Raw genomic sequence first — 16,519 nt, 5'->3', positions numbered from 1 at the left:
TGGTGGACGCACTAGGGCTCGAACCTAGGACCCGCTGATTAAGAGTCAGCTGCTCTACCAACTGAGCTATGCGTCCACACTGGCCTGTCTGTTTTCCGCCCCAGCCGTGAGGAGGGATGGCTGCACCGGCCGATGCAGTGGTGGACAGGGCTGGATTCGAACCAGCGTACGGGAAACCCGGGCAGATTTACAGTCTGCTGCCTTTAACCACTCGGCCACCTGTCCAGTGCCCTGCGCGTCGAAGAAAGCCTTCCTCGCCGCGCTGGAGGCGGCCTAATGGCGAATGGAGGCTTGCCTGTCAATGGCCTGATGTGAAAAGAGCGGAGCCATGAAAAAGACGCATCGTTCCGCCAAGCCCAAGGGCGCCTTCCCTCGATTCTATGGCCGCCACGCCGTGACGGCGGCGCTCGCCAACCCCAACCGCACCGTACGCAAGATATGGGGCACGCGCGAGGCGCTGGGCGCGCTCGACCTGCCGCCGGTGCTGCCCATCGTCTATTCCGACGTCGCCGACATGGGGCGGATGGTGCCGTCCGACGCGCCGCATCAGGGGATCGTGGCGGAGGTCGAGCCGCTGGACGATGTCTGGCTGGGCGATGTGCTGGAACAGGGGCAGGACGACAAAAGGCCGATCTTGGTACTGGATCAGGTGACGGACCCCCATAATGTCGGCGCCATCCTGCGGTCGGCGGCTGCGTTCGACGCGCTGTGCATCGTGACGCAGGACCGGCATGCGCCACCCGAATCCGGCGTGCTGGCGCGCGCGGCGTCGGGCGCTCTGGAAATTGTGCCCTGGGTGCGGGTAGTGAACCTGGCCCGCGCGCTGGATGAGATCGCCGAAGCGGGCTATTGGCGCATCGGCCTGGACGGCGAAGCGGACACGACGATCGGCGAGGCGATCGGCCAGTCGCGCGTGGCGCTGGTACTGGGAGCCGAGGGCGAAGGGCTGCGCCACAACAGCATCGCCCATTGCGACATCATCGCCAAGCTGCCGATCAGCCCGCGCATGGAGAGCCTGAACGTATCCAATGCGGCGGCGATCGCGCTCTATGCGGCGACCAATCGTCAGGACGGGTAGAGGGGAAAGAGATGCGGGGGCTCGCGCGGATCGCCGGAGCGTTGGCGGGACTGCTGACGCTGTCGGCATGCCTGGTGACGCCGGGGCAATTTGAATCCAGCCTCGACATCCGCGCCGACCGCCGCTTCGCCTTTGCCTATAAGGGCGAGATATTGGCGTCGGACACGAGCCCGGCGGGATGGACCGGAGTCGATCCGGACGCGGATATGCAGGACGGCGAGGCGGCCGAACCCACGTTCTTGCCAGTCGCGGCACAGGCGGAAGAGGATTTCAGCGCGAACGGCGCAGACGATGACGATGCGCAAATGCAGGCGATTGCCGCGGCCTTGTCACGCGAAAAGGGATTCCGCTCTGCCCGCTATCTGGGCGATCACACGTTCGCGATCGACTATGCGACGAGCGGGCGGCTGGACCATGCCTTCCTCTTCCCGTTCAACATCGACGCGCAGATCATATTACCCTTCGTCGCGGTGGAATTGCGCGGTGACGACAAGGTGCGGGTGAAAGCGCCGGGCTTTGCCGCCGACTTTGACAAGAGCCAGGGGCCAGGCGGCCTGGGCGGCGCGGGTGACAAGGCGGCAAAGGCGCTGAACGGACGCTTCATCCTGACAACCGATGCGCAGATCATCAGCCAGAATCAGGAAGAGGGCGCGCAGGACACGCCAGGGGGCCAGCGCATCGTCTGGACGGTTACGCCGCTGAGCAGCGACGCGCCGATGGCGACGCTGCGCCTGGCCCCCTGAAATCTGATCAGTCTTCCGGCGCGATGGTGACGCGCAGGCCGTCCAGTTCGTCGCTCAATACGACCTGGCAGGACAGGCGGCTGGCATCGGTGCGATGGTCGGAACTGTCGAGCAGATCATTTTCGTCCTCGCTCATCGCCGGCAGCGCGTCGGCAAAGGCGGGATCGACATAGACATGGCAGGTCGCGCATGAACAGCAACCGCCGCACAGCGCCAGCAATTCGTCAAAGCCATTGTCGCGGATGACCTCCATCACCGACAGGCCCTTGTCGCCATCGACAGCCTGTTCCTCACCCGCACGGTTGACCACGATCAGTTTCGGCATCTATCCAATCCCCTAGAATTTTCTTCGCCGCTGTGGCGGAGGGACGCCGCGAAATCAAGGGCTCGCTGGACGCAGAGATGGTGACGACGGCAGAACAGATGCGCGAAAGCCTGGACGCGATCGCGGCGGTGGAGCCTGGCTTTGCAGCGGCGATCGCGCGGGTGGGCTATCCTGCGCCCCGCGTCCGGGCGCCGGGCTATGAGACATTGCTGCGAACGATCGTGGGGCAGCAGGTGAGCGTGGCGTCGGCGGCCGCCGTCTGGCGCAAGCTGGAGGCGGAACTGGGCGAAGGCTGTGCGCCGCAAGCGCTGCTGGCGCGCGACTTCGACGCGCTGCGGGCTTGCGGCCTGTCGCGGCAGAAACAGGGCTATGCCCGCAGCCTGGCGGAATTGGTGGTGTCGGGCGGCATTGACCTGCATGCCCTGCCCGCCGATGATGAGGAGGCGATCGCGCAGCTGGTTCAGATCAAGGGCATTGGCCGCTGGTCGGCGGAAATCTATTTGCTGTTCGCCGAAGGCCGCCCCGACATCTGGCCGGCGGGCGACCTGGCCGTGCAGATCGAGATCGGGCGCATTCTGGGCCTGCCCGATCGGCCGAGCGAAGCGTTGACCCGACAGGTTGCTGAAGGCTGGCGCCCGCATCGCGGCGCGGCCGCCATCATGGCCTGGCACCATTATAATAACGGCATTGATATGTTAAGCAGTTGAATTGAGCTAATTTATATTTTCTTATGCATAAGCAAGCACATCGCTTCGAGCGCCTGCATATTCCGCCGCTGAGTAATTTTGTCATCTCGCCGACCAGCGAAGTGATTTATGGCTGAATTGCAACCTTTGCTAAAACCCGCCACTTGTCCTCTCGAAATTCGTTAAAATCACGCGCAACTATGTAGCGATGGGCGGCATCTAAAGAATCCTGATAGATTGCCATGTTAGACCTGTAGCTCCTCTGGCGATTTTCAGGCCATTGATCCATACCCTCACACTCTTTTGCGAACCTCCATATTGCGGCCTTATTTACCAACCACTCGTCAGGAGAGATATTTCTAAGATTGGTTGGAATAATACCTCGCTCATTTGCCATGAACGGCATTAGAGGATTAATTTTCTCAACAAATTCAGCAAGCAATTTTTCCAAATTATGGTCATTCATTCTGTAAAATTTCCTTCTCTCAGATAGGAATTATAACGCGATCGAAATTTTATTTGACTATGCCGCTTGCCCTATATTGTAGCCTATCCGTGATGTTGGCCGTGTGCGTTGAATCGCAAGCCTATCGAGCCAAATTTGGCACCGCTTGATATGGCTAATTGGATCGCGAACTGGCGCGTAAACGACGCCGCCCATGGCGCTCGTAATCGGCTCCCCTCTAAACATCACATCAATGGCGCCCGCGATGCTTAATGTGTCGAGCGGTATCCGCCATTGCTCCGGCCCGAAGAACACCTCATGCGCCTTTGCATGTGCTGTGACGAAAGCCTGCACATTATGGTACATCAGGAGATAGCTGCCATCGACATCAAGGCCAGATCGGTCACGCTGCCCCGCAATCTTGGCTTTACCGACACACAAATCAGCCATGCCGATCCTGTTTCCGGTAGCGGTGCGGGCTGCGATCATCTCACGCCCGAGGCGATCAGTTTTCCTGTGAAGCTTGGAAGTACAGAAATCGCTGACCGATAACGGCAAGTCATTGCTCCCGACTGTGGCAATGCCAGCAGTGCGGATCGTCCAGCCGTAAGCGTCCAGCGTCTGCCCAATAATCATTCCATTATTGGCGGCGTTGATGAACGGGCTGGCGCTGTCGAAGCTGATCTGGAAATCGGGATAGCCCCAGTGTTCCCGGACGCACCGCTGCACCTTGGTCAGCAGGCAACCGATGTCGAGGGTCGAGACGCCCAGAACGTGGACCCACGCACATTTTTGCAGTTGGCCGTCGATGTGAAGATCATAGAGACGGCGCAGCAATAAGCTGAAATGATTCTGGTGTGCACCCGCAAACGCGATGCCTTCAAACGGATAATGTTTGACTGCCTCATACCACGCCTTGCTCTCGGCTTCGTTTCGTCCTTGTAGCACGTTGAGCAGGCCGGTAGCCCCTGCCGTGCGCTCAGCCACAAACTGGTCGTTGTTGATTTGGGTCTGGAGCAGACAGGCATTGAAATCGAGGGACTGGCCATTGGCCTTGCACATCGCTGAGAGATCATGCCCCTCCGCAATCAGACGTTCGACATGGGGCTTCATGAAACCGGGACCGATGCCGCCGGTTGGAAAGTCCATAACCATGGACCAGTCGGCCACGCCCTCCATCCATTTCAGCATCCGGCGTGCCGTTGTGTCCTTCTCGAATTCAATGGTGCCACGAGACACCTGAAAGCCGCCGCTGTCACCCAGGACGATAGTTTCATTGCGATCTCGCTGAGCCACCATACAGGCCTTGGGCAGCTTATTGGGCGTGCGGATTACCTGCCCCGCGCTGTAGAGTGCGAAAGGGTAGGCAAAATAGCGATTCGATGGATCGAGGAAATCAAGATCGGCAGGGATCAGGCCACCAACCTTGCGCTTGAAGGCCCCGTTCCTCGCGAAATTAGCATAGTTGGCACTGATCGCGGGTAGATAGATTGCGCGGTTCTGGGCCAACAGGTCAGCTTTGGTCAGCATGGGTGACGTCTCCTTCGATGGCCTGCCATGCCCGTGCGCAGATTTAAAAATCGTAAGCGTAACGACTGCAACCCTTTGAAAAGATTTTAGCCGGTAGAGATTCTGAGGACATCATCCGAGGACCACATGCCGCTTGTATTGAAAAGCAACTCACCCGACGCGCAGTTTGACGAACTGCAAGACGCCTTCGCTGCAATCCGGCAAAAGGCGCAGGACTATGAGCAGCATGAGAAAGGCACGGTTGCCAAACTGTATGCCACGTTGGCCGATCTTTATGATTTCGGGGAGATGGCGCGCGCCATATTCGACGGGAAAGATCGGCCGTTAACGCAACAGTTTATCGAGCATCGCAACGGCAAATGGAATAAACCCGCACAGGGCAATCCCTATATCGCCTTGTTACCCTATACGTTCACGGACCTGTCCGCCTCGCTCAAATCCCAATATGCCCAAGTATTACACCACGCGCACCAGATGAAGGTGTCCGTGGAAGATTTTCGGCAGTGGCTGATGGACAAAGGCATAAAAGCGCGGCTGGAAGAAGCGGCGGAATTCGCCAACAGCACGGCCCGACAGATCAACGCCAGCGCCAAGCAATCGCGGCTGGAGCGAGCTGGATCAGTGCTGACGAGCGGGCCGCGCTCCCCATCTGTCGCCATGCCCGAGGCGACGCAGCATAAAGGCTTTGCCACTGTGCTGGTGGAAATTGACGGCAGCAATAATGCGTCGATCCTGCGGCTGCTCGACACGGACAGCAGCAAGATTGATCCGCTGTTGTTGAAACTGGTGCCGACGCAAGCCACCCAGCAGGAGAAATCGGCAGAGCGACCGCTGGGCCGCCTGCATCGCGCCATCGACCTCATCTTGGGGCTAACCGATGCTCAAGGCCTCAGCGACTACTATTTGCGGATTGTCAATCGCATGGAGCGTGGAAAAGCAACCTGCCATGTCGATGCGGTTTCCACAGCCTATAGCTTTATGTGGGCGGGGATGGTGCTGGAAGGGCATCTTCCAACCCTTCCCATCGATCATGCGGTTGCGCTTGGCCTCGTCGAAGCACAGGATTTGCAGGCTAACTTCGGCCGATTTGATGGCTGGAGTATTGCCAAGAACAGCGGCGACACAGAAGCTTACACCCTGACTGCAACGACGCCCACGCATAAGGTCATTTCCCTTGCTCCGCTTTCAGCGGACAAGACGTTCCGCATGGGCGCGCCGATCATGAAGGGCCAGCATGGCGTTTCTCTCAACCATGCCGTTCTCCCCAATATTCTGGCCTTTATCGATTTATGGCGAGCTGACACGAAACGGCTAAACGCGCAGCGCAAAGTGCTGCGGAATCCGCCCCGCCGATTGGCGATGAATCTGAATGGAAAGGCGCTGCAAATCGTTAGGGAAGATGCCCCTAACATTGCAGCCGATTTCCTGAGCACTACGCGAAAGACCGAATTTGTCGAACCTCGTTGGCTTGCCATCACCGATGTCGAGCGCATTTGTCGAACGCTCAGCAGCTGCGAGTGCGATGCCACGGGCTGGTTTCTGAACAGCGATGTCGCGGATGCAACCATTCAGTTCAATGTCGCTTTCCCGGCAGATGGCGACAAGCATGACATGCTGATGACACTCCTGCCCATGGTCATCAGCAACGGCATGCATTATGCGCAAGTATGCAAGGAAATATGACATGCAGCAGATGAACGGTTTGCTGCACAGGCAGGGCGCGGAACTCGTAGGCAAGGAACTGGCACGCTGGCTTCCAAAGCTCAGGCACATATACACCGCAAACCATAAGCTCAGCGCTAAATTTCCTGGAACTGCGCCTGAAAAGAACATCGCCTTTCGCAAGGAAATGCATGAAAAATGGCGCAACGCTTCGGCTAAACGTGATATGGCTGAACGAATTGCGCTTGCGAAACATTATGTTAGCGATTGGGGTGGCGTAAAATCAAATAACCCTGAAACCCTCGAACGATATTCTGGCATGCGCTCTCGCGATCTCATCGGTCTTGGCATGCAGGGCGTTTCTTCGTGGTCTAAGATCATATCCATCCACAGTCCCCGTACGTATCCGATTTACGACGCGCGGGTAGCGCTGTCGCTCAATGCCATTCAGGCTGTGATACTTGGAGAAATACGGGTTTGGTTCCGCATCCCGTCGACCCAAATCAAAACGATTCCGGTTGAAGCTGCGCGGCTACAGAACCTCTGCATCGGCGCGTCCAGCATCCCGCGCAAGGACGCATATAAGGCATATTTGGCGTATCTCAATCAAATGGGGCTGAGCAATCGCCGTCAGCGGACAGAAATGTTGCTATTTGCAGCATCGCCAACTCTCGTTGATTTGCTGGCCGCAATACCAACCGCCTCATTCAACAGCGCAACGTTGCAAGCCCTCCTGCCCACACTTCGGCAGACCTTAAAAGTTTAGCGGCTAAATTTTCCTGAGATGAATAATGACGCGGCGCGGCCACATTAAATATCATGAGGTGAGGCGGGGGGATAAATCCCCGCGCTAAATAATCTGAACGGTGGGTGCATTCGCTGTTCGAGCGTCGATCCATCGTTCCTGTTTTCCTGAATCTGGACCTGCTTGGCGACATGCACCCCGCCGAGCAGGTTCATTCATATTGGGAGAACAGAACATAATGACAAAGAAATCCTACACGCCCCGTTGGCTTGATCTGCGCGATGAGGTCGCGAAAAGCATCGGCCTGCTCAATGGCCATGTTTCCGACCGCCAGACCATCAACGTCCTGAACAGCGTAACCCGCACATTGATGAATAAGCAGGCATTGCCCGAGCGCCTGAGAAAGACCTTCATCGACAATATCCGGCATCGCACCCGGCACACCAGCTTTACCTATGACGGCGAAATCAGGCTGACGGACAATCAGATAAAATATGCTCGACACAAAGGCAGGGACCAGATGATCTCGTTGCCGACGCCCGAAACAATTTCACCCGCATTTCAACCCGAGGATGAAAAGGATGAATTGCTGACCGCATTTCAACGCCATTTTATCCATATTTCATCCCACATCCAACCTGATTTCACCCTACTTTCATCCATTTTAGGGCTGAGAGCCGTAGAATTGCTGGAGTTCTGGTGGCGCAATGAAATGAAATCAAATGAAATAAATCATGATAGAACCATGACTTTTCCTTCGCATGACATGAGGCTCGCAGGCTCGCCAGATGTCCATGATTTCGCCAATGACGACCGTGAGCCTGCGGCGCTGCCAGGACATGCCATGATAGCCCATGAGCCTGCGGCTGCTGGCTTTGCCCAAGCCAGGACAATCATAGAGAAAGATGGTGGTGATGAGGAAGTGACGCAGGAGGTGGCAACGCCGGTCATCGCCCTGCCCCGCAAAAAGCGCCGCCCTGAAATCGCGATCAGCTATTTCCACAATGACCTGGCCAAAGCGCCCAGCGCGATGTTCGAGTTTGGCGACGAAAAGTTTAGCCTATTGTTCGCGACCGCCGACAGCGCGGAAGAACGCCTGCGTTCGGTTTCAAACGCAGAATGGATTGGCTGGCTGGAACAGTCTGGCGGTAGCGAAATCCGGGAGGCGAGCAGAAAAGCGTCTGCTGCCGGGCACCTGTCACGATATGTGATGTCGCCCCTATACGCCGCCGCCGACAAATATGGCTACAAGGCCCCGGTCGTAGAAAATTGCGTCGTAGTGCTGGGTTGGGAGGCCGATACGCCGGTCAAAGCAATGTTGGTTGCAGGACACGAAGTGTACCCGATTGACCTGGAACGCTGCTCATACGGCGAAGGCAGGAAGCCATTGTTTAAGGGGCGTGCTGCGCTTCCAGTGCAACAGGACGCAGCTATGGCGGCCTGATTACCCTATGAAGCGCGCTGAGGGCGGTAGTATCGGGCAACTGCGCTTTAGATGCCATCCCTTCAGCGACCCGCGCAGGGGCGCACAGGCACAAATAGACTAAAGCCTCCCAAGACATTGTTCCGACTGCGGAAAAGCGTCTTGGGAGACTTGCTCTTCCCTCCAAAAGACACAATCGCAGCAGGGTCTTGAACCACCCGAAGGAGGAGCCATGCTTGTCGGCTATGCCCGCGTATCCACAACCCATCAATCGCTCGACGTGCAGATGGAGCAACTTGCTGCCCATGGCGTCGAGAAAATCTTTCAAGAGCAGATAAGCGGCAAATCGGCATCGAACCGGCCACAGTTGAAAGCCGCCCTCGATTTTTGCCGGGAAGGCGATACCTTCCTTGTCACCCGGCTCGACCGCTTTGCCCGATCCGCGCAAGACCTGCACAATATCGTCGCTACCCTGACAGCGAAAGGCGTCGGGTTCCGCTGCTTGCAACAAGGCGGCCTCGATACGACCACTAGCCATGGCAAGCTCATGCTGGGCATCTTGGCCGCTGTCGCGGAATTTGAACTCGACATCAGGCAGGAGCGACAGCGCGAAGGGATCGAGAAAGCCAAGGCGCGCGGCGTTTATCGCGGCGGTAAACAACGGTTTGATCCGGCGATTGTCCAGAATCTTTATAATGAAGGCATGAAACCCCGCACCATTGCACGTAAAATTCAATGTAGCGCAGCTACAGTTTATAGAATTATGGGCAGCAATTCTTCAAAATAAGCGGCGGCGATATCAGAATTATTTTTGCTTATTTTTTCTGAATTTTAACGCCAATCTCCAGTCGCTCTTTGGACAGACGACATTATCGCTTGCCTTATCAGAAACAAGGCAAGGAGATACAATGTCGATCCTCAAATCCCTCAGGCTTACCACCGCCAGCCCGGTCCATGCCAGCGGATCGCAGCATGGCTTTCGTGTGAAGCTGCTGCGTTATCTGGAAGAGCAGAAGGCGCTGGCCGAAGCTGAGATCGCCGGGACGACCTTTACCGCGACCAAGAAGGTTACGCGCAGCAATATGGAAGGCGAGAAAATTCGCGTCGATGCGCCGCGCACCGTTCGCAAGGGCTGGTTCACCGATGCGACCGGCAAGATGTTCTTCCAGTTGCGCTATGGCAGCAAGCCGCTGGAATTCGCCAAGGGCATGAACGCCGTCGCGGTCGAAAATCTGGCCGAGGTGCCCGGCATCATCGCGTCGATCATCGAAGCTATCAACGCAGGCGAACTCGACCCGCAGCTGACAACCGCCATTGCGGAGCGCAAGGCCAACTTCAAACCCAAGGCCAAGAAGGCTGGCGCGTGATCGATGATGTCGAGAGGCGGGCGACTATTGCCCGCCTCAATGACCATCTTCGCTGCACAGGCGAAGATGGCTGGATACTACTGTCCGCTGGCGTAGCCGGGCTGCCGATAGCGACCAAGGATGCCGTCATTTCGGCTATCCGTCATTTCGCGGATTTCAACGATGACAATGATCCGCATGGCGAGCACGATTGCGCGCTGCTGACGGTGGGAAACATTCAGATCATCTGGAAAATCGACTATTATCCGCGCGACCGCAGCGCCGAAGATGCTGATCCGGCCGACCCCTCGACGATCAAGCGCGTTATGACGATTATGCTGGGGGAGGAATACTAACGATGTGGCGCTACGAGGTCATCGACATATCGGAACAGCAATATCGACGCCTGCGCCTACTCATTCACATCAAGGCGGCGGAGGCGCACTTGATAGTCAGGTCGCGCCATCCGTGGCCCCTTATCGTTCCCAGCAACGCGCGCGAACATGCCGCGATCATTCGTGCCGACGCTATTAATTAAACGCGCTTACTATTCGCTGGCGTGAGCCAGAAGGCCCGCAAAGGTCAGGCTTTCGGTAACATGCGTGTCAGCCAGCAGGACGTAGAGCCACAGCTTGCCATCGCCGTCCGCCGCGAACTCGTTGGCGTTTTTGACCCATGCTTTCGCCGCCCGCTGCTTTTCCAGAACAACCGGATCGGATAGCTCGCGCTCGGCCTTGACCTCGACGATCAGCTTGCAATCGTCGCATTCCACCACGAAATCCGGCTCGTAGCGCCGTCCACGATCATACTCGATGTCGAACTGCCCGCTGGCGGGCCGCAGCCATTTCAGCACCATCGGCATCCGGTCGCTGTCGATCATCGCGGCAAAACGCCGCTCCGGGTCGCTGTCGAATTTCTGGAACTGATACGGACATTTCTTCGACCCGTAGAACAGATAGCTCGGCGTAGATGACAGCGGAGTAGCCGCCTCGGTGAGCGGCAGCCGTTTGGTCAGGCTCACGCCAAGCTGCTGGGGTTTCAGCGCCTTGAAGGAGCGGACCCGCCGTGCGCGATATTCCACCGGCGTTTCCCGGTAATGGTCGCGCATCTGCCCGAAGATGATAGCCGCAATCTTCTTGCCTTGCTCCAGTGCGACCGCTTCCACTTCCTCTTCGGTCGCCAGATAGCTCCGTAGCCGCTCGACCGCCTGCCCGGCCAACTTATAGAGTAGGTCTGCCTGACTGTCATAATCCACCTCCGGGAAGTCCATGAGGTGGCGGATGATGTAATTTTCCACACGGGTTTCGCGTGGGCCATCTTGCGACCGGGCCAGTTCGCGCTGTGTGTCCGTGCGAAGATTGCGGATCAAGATGGTGTCGGAACTTGCCTGAAACCGGATGGCTTCAAGATTGGCGAGGTCGAAATCGTCGAACCAGAAATTTACCTCCCGGCTGGGAAGGACGACAATCTCAGGGATTTCAATGCTGTTGTCGGCGATGGCAATGGCGATCTGAGCCACCAGTTGCTCAACATCGGCTTCTGGCAGGATCGTTTCAAAGCTGCCCTGCGCCGCCTGTGTGGCCTGTCGCACGTCACGGGCAATCTGCGCCTGAACTTCGGGTTTGCGAAGATCGGCAAGGCCGCCCGACAAGGAGCGTTCATATTTGTCACGGATGAATTGCATGGTCGTGTCCGCACAGGCCACCTGTTCAGGCGTGGGCGGCACATAAGCGGCGCGTTCCTCGGCCACCTGCCCCGGAAGATCGAGCTGCCAGCCGGTGAAGATCGCCTCGGCGGCGGTCGGCACGGAAACGACCTCTCGGTGTTCGGGCGTGATGTCGCCGCCTTCGCCGATCGTGAGCGTTTTCATGGCGATGACGGAATCGGGCTTGCGGGCCTCGCGGATCACCTCGTCGAACCGATCGTGCGCGATGATGGTCAGCGTATCGACCATCTCGTTCCCCGTCCGTGCGCCATAGGGCAGGCGAAGGCCGCGCCCCAAGGTCTGCTCGGTCAGGATTTCCGACGCCGACGCGCGCAGCGGCACGATCGTATAGAGGTTGGTGACGTCCCAGCCTTCTTTCAGCTTGTTGACGTGGATTACGATGTCCGTCTGCGCGTCATGCTCCAGGCTGACGAGCCGCGCCATCGCCTCGTTGCTTTCCTCGCCGGTCTGGTTCGAGTGGACCTCGATCACCCGTCCGCGATAGGCCGCGTTGAAGAAATCGTCGCTTGCCAGATAGCTGTGCAGGTCTTTCGCGTGGCTGGTGTCGCGCGCGACCACGAGCATGAAGGGATGGACCGACTGGCGGCCAGATTGGCGGGCATAAAGCTCCAGCTCCACTTTGACCTGTTCGTGATAAGTGACGCCATCTTCCAACATGATCCGTTCGAGCTGGGCATCGTCGTAATCGGCGCGGCGGAAATTCTCGCGTGTGGCGACCGCTGGCTCCTTCACATAGCCATCGGCCATCGCCTGACCGAGACCATATTGGTAAATGACGTTGCGGAAGTCCTTCGGGCTGGCCCCCACGGTTTTGGGTGTGGCGGTCAATTCCAGCCCCAGCTTGGGCTTGAGGTCATAGACCGCGTTCGCGGCTGCCTTGGCGCGATAGCGGTGCGCCTCGTCCATCAGCATCACAAGGTCGTCGAGGCCAGCCAGATAATCGAAATAGCTTTCGCCCAGCGTCTCGCGGAAGCTGCGGATGCGGCCCTTTTCCTTGTTGATCTTGTCGACGTTGAAAATGTTGATGATGGCGTCGCCGATGAGCTGGCTGCCCCGGATGCCGCGCCCTTCATCCCATGTATCGCCGGTAACGATGATCGGCGGCGTTTGCGCGAACTCGGCCACGCCCCGGAACACATATTTGGGTGACGACTGGCGCGAGAAATCCTCGACCAGCTTGTCGTAGATCGTTGTGTTGGGGGCAAGCAGGAAGAAGTTTTTCGACCGGCCTGTCAGATACAGATAGGTGATGAACGCGCCCATCAGGCGGGTTTTACCCACGCCCGTCGCCAGCACGAAGCAGAGCGAGGGGAAGGCCCGCTCGAAGATTTCGACAGAGGGAAAGGAGGCGGCAATATCTGCCAGCAACGCCTGAGTATCCACCTCTCCGCGCCAGTCAATGCGGTCGGCGATGTCGGCAAGGATCGTCAGCGCCTCCTCTTGCGGTTTTCGCAAGGAGAGCCGCTGCGCGACCTGACGGCGGATACGTTGGTTGGGCGTCAACATGATAGGGTTTGCCTCAGCCATCGGCGCGGTCTCCCGTCGCGAGATCGAAGAGCGGCCCGGCGCTTTCCGCCTTTTCCGCTTCGGCCTCGGGCAAGGCGGCTATGTTCAGCGAATAATCGTCGCGACCCCATTCGCATTTTGTGAGTATGGTCGAAGGTATCTTGCGGCAAGTGAGGTTGGGGAAGGCATCAAGATTGCCGCTGAACGCGCGCCCGCAGACCATTAGCGTGCGATGCTGCCCGACTTCCTCGGACAGCAGCCGCAACGCCTCATGCGTCAGGCTTTGCGTGGTGACATAGAGGAAGTCCGTTTCGCTGGACTGGCCATGCCGCCAATACTCCGCTTCGTCATGCGATGGCTCATAGGTGAAGCCTAGGTGTTTACACATTGCCTCCGCCAGCATCGTCGCATTATATTCGCGGGCGATCACCCAATTGCCCCAGCGGTCCTTTTCGAGCAGCGATGAGGCAAGGGTGTAATAGCGGAAGCCGCCACCACCTTGCCAATCAACGGCCTTCGAAATGCCGCCTTGGTCGGTGCCGTCGATCACCCTTTTCAGGCGCGGAACGATGTGCGTGTCGGCATGGTCGCCAATCTCGACCATAATCCAGCGGCGGCCCATCTTTTGCGCGACAGCGCCCGTTGTGCCGGAACCCGCGAAGGAATCGAGAACCAAGTCTCCTTCATTCGTGGCGAGATGTAATATTTTTTGAAGCAAAGCTTCCGGCTTCTTACCGTTAGGAAACTGCACACCACCTTCTTTGGTAAGATTATTGAGAGGAAATCCTTCCCAGAAGGTTCCAACCTTTTCAAGCTTCACCACTCGGTTGTGTTTTTTAACAGCCACGTCGGACAGCCATGCAATCAAGTCGCAGTTGACGCCCTTATAATATAACGTCGTAAGCTTTCCTTTGTTTTTTCCAGATCGAGGAAAGTATTCAATACTAAAAAAATCACCTGAACCGGACACGGCTTCCATTACACGTGTGCGAATTGAACTTTGAGCATTAGTATCTCGAAAAATCTTTTCGAAGTATTTTTCATAGCACTCCCGCTCTGTCAGACCATCTCTCTTCATTATCGCGCTTATTGGTTCAATCTCGACGTTATCATGACGAAATATTTTAATCGTCTCGCCAGAGCCATCTTTAATTTCACGGACGAAACTTCGCTGTCCAAAATTTTGGATAACGCGCGTGTATTTCCAACTCTTTCCTTCGCCCCTCATGACTTCTATTAAATCAAACAGATCTTCTTCCTCATAAAGATCGTTGAATTTATTAAATCCACCATCCGTATCGCCATTTTTGCAATAAACTAAAGCGTATTCTATATTTTTCTTTAGTTTTTTGTCCTCACCGCCTCCCGATGCTCCTGAAGTTAACTTCATTTTCAAGCTGACTTGATTAATAAAATTTGCACGACCAAAAATCTCGTCGCACAACACTTTGAGATAATGCGCCTCATTGTCATCAATGGTGATCCACAGTGTGCCGTTCTCAGACAGCAAGCCGCGAATTATCTCCAGTCGATCGCGCATTAGAGACAGCCAAAGCGAATGTTCCAGCCCGTCATCATAATGTGTGAAGGCCGACCCCGTATTATAGGGCGGATCTATGAATACGCACTTCACCTTGCCCGCATAATCCGCTTCCAGCGATTTGAGGGCGAGCAGATTGTCGCCCTTGATGAGTATATTTTCGAACAGATCACCCTCGCGGCGGGCGGCGGCATGATAGCTCTTGTCGGGATGCTCGATCAGGATGCGCGGCTCCAGCTTGGGGCGCTCTTCCTTGCCGGGCCAGGTGAGTTCGAGTTTGGTCTTCTTGGTTGTCATGTCGAGGTCGTTAGCCCGTTTTCCAAATCATGTCGCGCCTGTGATTGCATCGGCAAGCCAATTCGTTTCGCCTTCCCAATGACGGCATTACGACGGACCCCGCCAAGCTGTTTTGCAATTTCTGCCGCTGGTACGCCCTGTATCCATAGCCTCCGCAGCAACTCAACGCGCTCGGCTGACCATGCTCCTGTCGAGATTGTCGGCGGATCGGCGGGCATCTGCTCACGACCTCGTGAGGAGGCTTCCGGCAGTTGCCCCTCCGTCCGCGCGATCAAACGCTCCAATGCGGTAATACGGCGTGACAATTTGACACGATCATTGTGATTTCTCAGATATTTGCGCGATCCCGCGAAGAATTTTCGGCCTTCTTCCTCAAGCTCTGCAAGCATGTGCGCCAGCATGTCGCGTTCCACACGAAGCTTTCCCGATTTCGAGTGGGGACCCGATTTCGAGTGGGGAGGTGGATTGACTGCCAATTTCGCGGGTTCGGGTGGCGGCTTAGGCGCACCGGAGTTTGGCTTGACCGCCGATAAGGCCAGCTTGCGGAGGGCTGGCGATGCCTTGGGAAGGTCGTTCAACGGACGGGACGCCAAGGCGCTGTTTTCCGCAAGCTTCGCTGCCTGGGCCTCCTCGTCACGTTTTCTGGCCGCTGCGCGTGCCATCTCAGCGGCCCGCGCACGTTCGGCCTCCTCCCGTGCCCGTCGCCGTGCCAGTTCGGCTAACTGTTCGCGGTGGAGCCGGAACAGACTGATCCCACCGGAACCGCCAGTTTCTCGCAAGGGGTTCTGGCGACGCATCGCCCCAACCGCACGCCATTGGACGACAAATTTTGGTTCGACCTCGATCAAAATATCGGTGCGTTGCCATAGAGCCTCTTCGGCAGCATCGGCTTGGCGGCGCAGTTCTGCCCGCCGCCGGGTCATATGCGACATGGCCTGATCGTTCGCGGCCTCAAGCTCCGCGATGATCGCGCCGAGTGTGGATCGCGCCTCTATCGAGATTTCGGGCATCCGCCGTCGCCGTCGCAGATCGGCAATTTGGCGTTCTACCTCTCGGCTGCCAACGGCAAACCTTGCTTCCAGCGTCTCAATATTCCGCTGAACGCGGTCATAAAGACCGGCGAGTTCAGAATTCATCTCGCGCTGCCAGCGGGCATAAAATGCCCCTTCCTCCTCACATAGTAGGTCATCGAGCGCCGTGGGCGGTTCGTCATAGCAATGCCCACGGTCGCGCCACCGGCAGTCGGTGAGATGCGCGGCGCGCCATGCCGGGATTTCATTGCCATATTCATCACAGGCCGCGATCAACGTCGCGGCGAGAATATCATATTCGCTCTGGATCGTTACGCGGGCGTTAATGAGCCAGCCGGATTGGTCACGAAAAGCCGCAATGTGTGTCCACGGCCCTTCGTAGGAAGTCAGATCGAGTTCGACATGGCGTGGAGCCTGACTGAACCCGTCCAGCATC

At 57.1% G+C, this 16,519-nt stretch carries 16 protein-coding genes and 2 tRNA genes; 10 read left to right on the top strand and 8 right to left on the bottom strand.

Features of this window, described 5'->3' with window-relative positions; genetic code table 11:
- Positions 1-76, bottom strand: a tRNA-Lys gene (locus RLDS_RS50205).
- 62 nt (positions 77-138) lie between these two features.
- Positions 139-225: transfer RNA gene (locus RLDS_RS50200), tRNA-Tyr, on the bottom strand.
- 103 nt (positions 226-328) lie between these two features.
- Here RLDS_RS50200 and rlmB point away from each other — a divergent pair.
- Positions 329-1,078: a 23S rRNA (guanosine(2251)-2'-O)-methyltransferase RlmB gene (gene rlmB / locus RLDS_RS50195; RefSeq protein ID WP_021228009.1), complete on the top strand. Its 750-nt coding sequence runs from the start codon at positions 329-331 to the stop codon at positions 1,076-1,078.
- Between the two features lie 11 nt (positions 1,079-1,089).
- A complete protein-coding gene (locus RLDS_RS50190) occupies positions 1,090-1,821 on the top strand; it encodes a hypothetical protein (RefSeq protein ID WP_021228008.1) in 732 nt (243 codons plus the stop codon).
- Positions 1,822-1,828: 7 nt separating this feature from the next.
- Here RLDS_RS50190 and RLDS_RS50185 read toward each other — a convergent pair whose 3' ends face one another.
- The gene (locus RLDS_RS50185; protein WP_021228007.1) at positions 1,829-2,146 is read right to left on the bottom strand and encodes a 2Fe-2S iron-sulfur cluster-binding protein; all 318 of its coding nucleotides are present in this window, start codon (positions 2,144-2,146) and stop codon (positions 1,829-1,831) included.
- A 77-nt stretch (positions 2,147-2,223) separates the two neighbouring features.
- On the opposite strand from RLDS_RS50185, the gene RLDS_RS50180 reads away from it, so the two are divergent.
- The gene (locus RLDS_RS50180; RefSeq protein WP_031298926.1) at positions 2,224-2,853 is read left to right on the top strand and encodes a DNA-3-methyladenine glycosylase family protein; all 630 of its coding nucleotides are present in this window, start codon (positions 2,224-2,226) and stop codon (positions 2,851-2,853) included.
- Positions 2,854-2,959: 106 nt separating this feature from the next.
- On the opposite strand, the gene RLDS_RS56115 is transcribed toward RLDS_RS50180, so the two are convergent.
- Positions 2,960-3,298, bottom strand: coding sequence for a hypothetical protein (locus RLDS_RS56115; RefSeq protein WP_152528123.1), 339 nt, complete (start codon positions 3,296-3,298; stop codon positions 2,960-2,962).
- 57 nt (positions 3,299-3,355) lie between these two features.
- A complete protein-coding gene (locus tag RLDS_RS50175; RefSeq protein WP_021228004.1) occupies positions 3,356-4,807 on the bottom strand; it encodes a hypothetical protein in 1,452 nt (483 codons plus the stop codon).
- Between the two features lie 126 nt (positions 4,808-4,933).
- Between RLDS_RS50175 and RLDS_RS50170 the strand changes: the two genes are divergently transcribed.
- The 7 genes from RLDS_RS50170 to RLDS_RS50140 all read left to right on the top strand — a co-directional run bounded on the left by RLDS_RS50170 (position 4,934) and on the right by RLDS_RS50140 (position 10,521).
- Complete coding sequence (locus tag RLDS_RS50170; RefSeq protein WP_021228003.1) at positions 4,934-6,490, top strand: hypothetical protein; 1,557 nt, start codon at positions 4,934-4,936, stop codon at positions 6,488-6,490.
- Position 6,491: 1 nt separating this feature from the next.
- Entirely contained in the window at positions 6,492-7,235 is a 744-nt protein-coding gene (locus RLDS_RS50165; protein ID WP_021228002.1) for a hypothetical protein, read from the top strand.
- 217 nt (positions 7,236-7,452) lie between these two features.
- Complete coding sequence (locus RLDS_RS50160) at positions 7,453-8,658, top strand: hypothetical protein (RefSeq protein ID WP_021228001.1); 1,206 nt, start codon at positions 7,453-7,455, stop codon at positions 8,656-8,658.
- A gap of 211 nt (positions 8,659-8,869) precedes the next feature.
- On the top strand, positions 8,870-9,424 hold the full coding sequence (locus RLDS_RS50155) for a recombinase family protein (protein ID WP_021228000.1): 555 nt from the start codon (positions 8,870-8,872) through the stop codon (positions 9,422-9,424).
- A 121-nt stretch (positions 9,425-9,545) separates the two neighbouring features.
- Positions 9,546-10,004, top strand: coding sequence for a hypothetical protein (locus tag RLDS_RS50150; protein WP_021227999.1), 459 nt, complete (start codon positions 9,546-9,548; stop codon positions 10,002-10,004).
- Complete coding sequence (locus RLDS_RS50145; protein WP_021227998.1) at positions 10,001-10,339, top strand: DUF3768 domain-containing protein; 339 nt, start codon at positions 10,001-10,003, stop codon at positions 10,337-10,339. Before RLDS_RS50150 ends, RLDS_RS50145 begins: the two co-directional genes overlap by 4 nt.
- 2 nt (positions 10,340-10,341) lie before the next feature.
- Positions 10,342-10,521: a hypothetical protein gene (locus tag RLDS_RS50140; RefSeq protein ID WP_021227997.1), complete on the top strand. Its 180-nt coding sequence runs from the start codon at positions 10,342-10,344 to the stop codon at positions 10,519-10,521.
- Positions 10,522-10,530: 9 nt separating this feature from the next.
- Here the strand turns inward: RLDS_RS50140 and RLDS_RS50135 are convergent, their stop codons facing one another.
- The 3 genes from RLDS_RS50135 to RLDS_RS57050 are packed head-to-tail and all read right to left on the bottom strand — an operon-like array spanning position 10,531 to position 16,518.
- Positions 10,531-13,215, bottom strand: coding sequence for a DEAD/DEAH box helicase family protein (locus tag RLDS_RS50135; RefSeq protein ID WP_040603921.1), 2,685 nt, complete (start codon positions 13,213-13,215; stop codon positions 10,531-10,533).
- A gap of 13 nt (positions 13,216-13,228) precedes the next feature.
- Positions 13,229-15,052: a site-specific DNA-methyltransferase gene (locus RLDS_RS55545; RefSeq protein WP_021227995.1), complete on the bottom strand. Its 1,824-nt coding sequence runs from the start codon at positions 15,050-15,052 to the stop codon at positions 13,229-13,231.
- Positions 15,049-16,518, bottom strand: a complete 1,470-nt coding sequence (locus RLDS_RS57050) for a GcrA family cell cycle regulator (RefSeq protein WP_021227994.1) — start codon at positions 16,516-16,518, stop codon at positions 15,049-15,051. The genes RLDS_RS55545 and RLDS_RS57050 overlap by 4 nt, the downstream gene beginning before the upstream one ends.
- Between the last annotated feature and the right edge of the window lies 1 nt (position 16,519).

The organism is Sphingobium lactosutens DS20 (genome assembly GCF_000445105.1).
Lineage (GTDB): Bacteria > Pseudomonadota > Alphaproteobacteria > Sphingomonadales > Sphingomonadaceae > Sphingobium > Sphingobium lactosutens.
The sequence above is the reverse complement of the archived record's forward strand: the minus strand, read 5'-3'. Positions and strand labels throughout refer to the sequence as shown.

Coding starts and splice junctions, on each gene's coding strand:
- RLDS_RS50170 (WP_021228003.1), top strand. CDS start 4,934: ATGCCGCTTGTATTGAAAAGCAACTCACCCGACGCGCAGTTTGACGAA.
- RLDS_RS50190 (WP_021228008.1), top strand. CDS start 1,090: ATGCGGGGGCTCGCGCGGATCGCCGGAGCGTTGGCGGGACTGCTGACG.
- RLDS_RS50160 (WP_021228001.1), top strand. CDS start 7,453: ATGACAAAGAAATCCTACACGCCCCGTTGGCTTGATCTGCGCGATGAG.
- RLDS_RS50150 (WP_021227999.1), top strand. CDS start 9,546: ATGTCGATCCTCAAATCCCTCAGGCTTACCACCGCCAGCCCGGTCCAT.
- RLDS_RS56115 (WP_152528123.1), bottom strand. CDS start 3,298: ATGAATGACCATAATTTGGAAAAATTGCTTGCTGAATTTGTTGAGAAA.
- RLDS_RS50185 (WP_021228007.1), bottom strand. CDS start 2,146: ATGCCGAAACTGATCGTGGTCAACCGTGCGGGTGAGGAACAGGCTGTC.
- RLDS_RS50165 (WP_021228002.1), top strand. CDS start 6,492: ATGCAGCAGATGAACGGTTTGCTGCACAGGCAGGGCGCGGAACTCGTA.
- RLDS_RS50180 (WP_031298926.1), top strand. CDS start 2,224: ATGGTGACGACGGCAGAACAGATGCGCGAAAGCCTGGACGCGATCGCG.
- RLDS_RS50155 (WP_021228000.1), top strand. CDS start 8,870: ATGCTTGTCGGCTATGCCCGCGTATCCACAACCCATCAATCGCTCGAC.
- RLDS_RS50135 (WP_040603921.1), bottom strand. CDS start 13,215: ATGTTGACGCCCAACCAACGTATCCGCCGTCAGGTCGCGCAGCGGCTC.
- rlmB (WP_021228009.1), top strand. CDS start 329: ATGAAAAAGACGCATCGTTCCGCCAAGCCCAAGGGCGCCTTCCCTCGA.
- RLDS_RS55545 (WP_021227995.1), bottom strand. CDS start 15,052: ATGACAACCAAGAAGACCAAACTCGAACTCACCTGGCCCGGCAAGGAA.
- RLDS_RS57050 (WP_021227994.1), bottom strand. CDS start 16,518: ATGCTGGACGGGTTCAGTCAGGCTCCACGCCATGTCGAACTCGATCTG.
- RLDS_RS50175 (WP_021228004.1), bottom strand. CDS start 4,807: ATGCTGACCAAAGCTGACCTGTTGGCCCAGAACCGCGCAATCTATCTA.
- RLDS_RS50140 (WP_021227997.1), top strand. CDS start 10,342: ATGTGGCGCTACGAGGTCATCGACATATCGGAACAGCAATATCGACGC.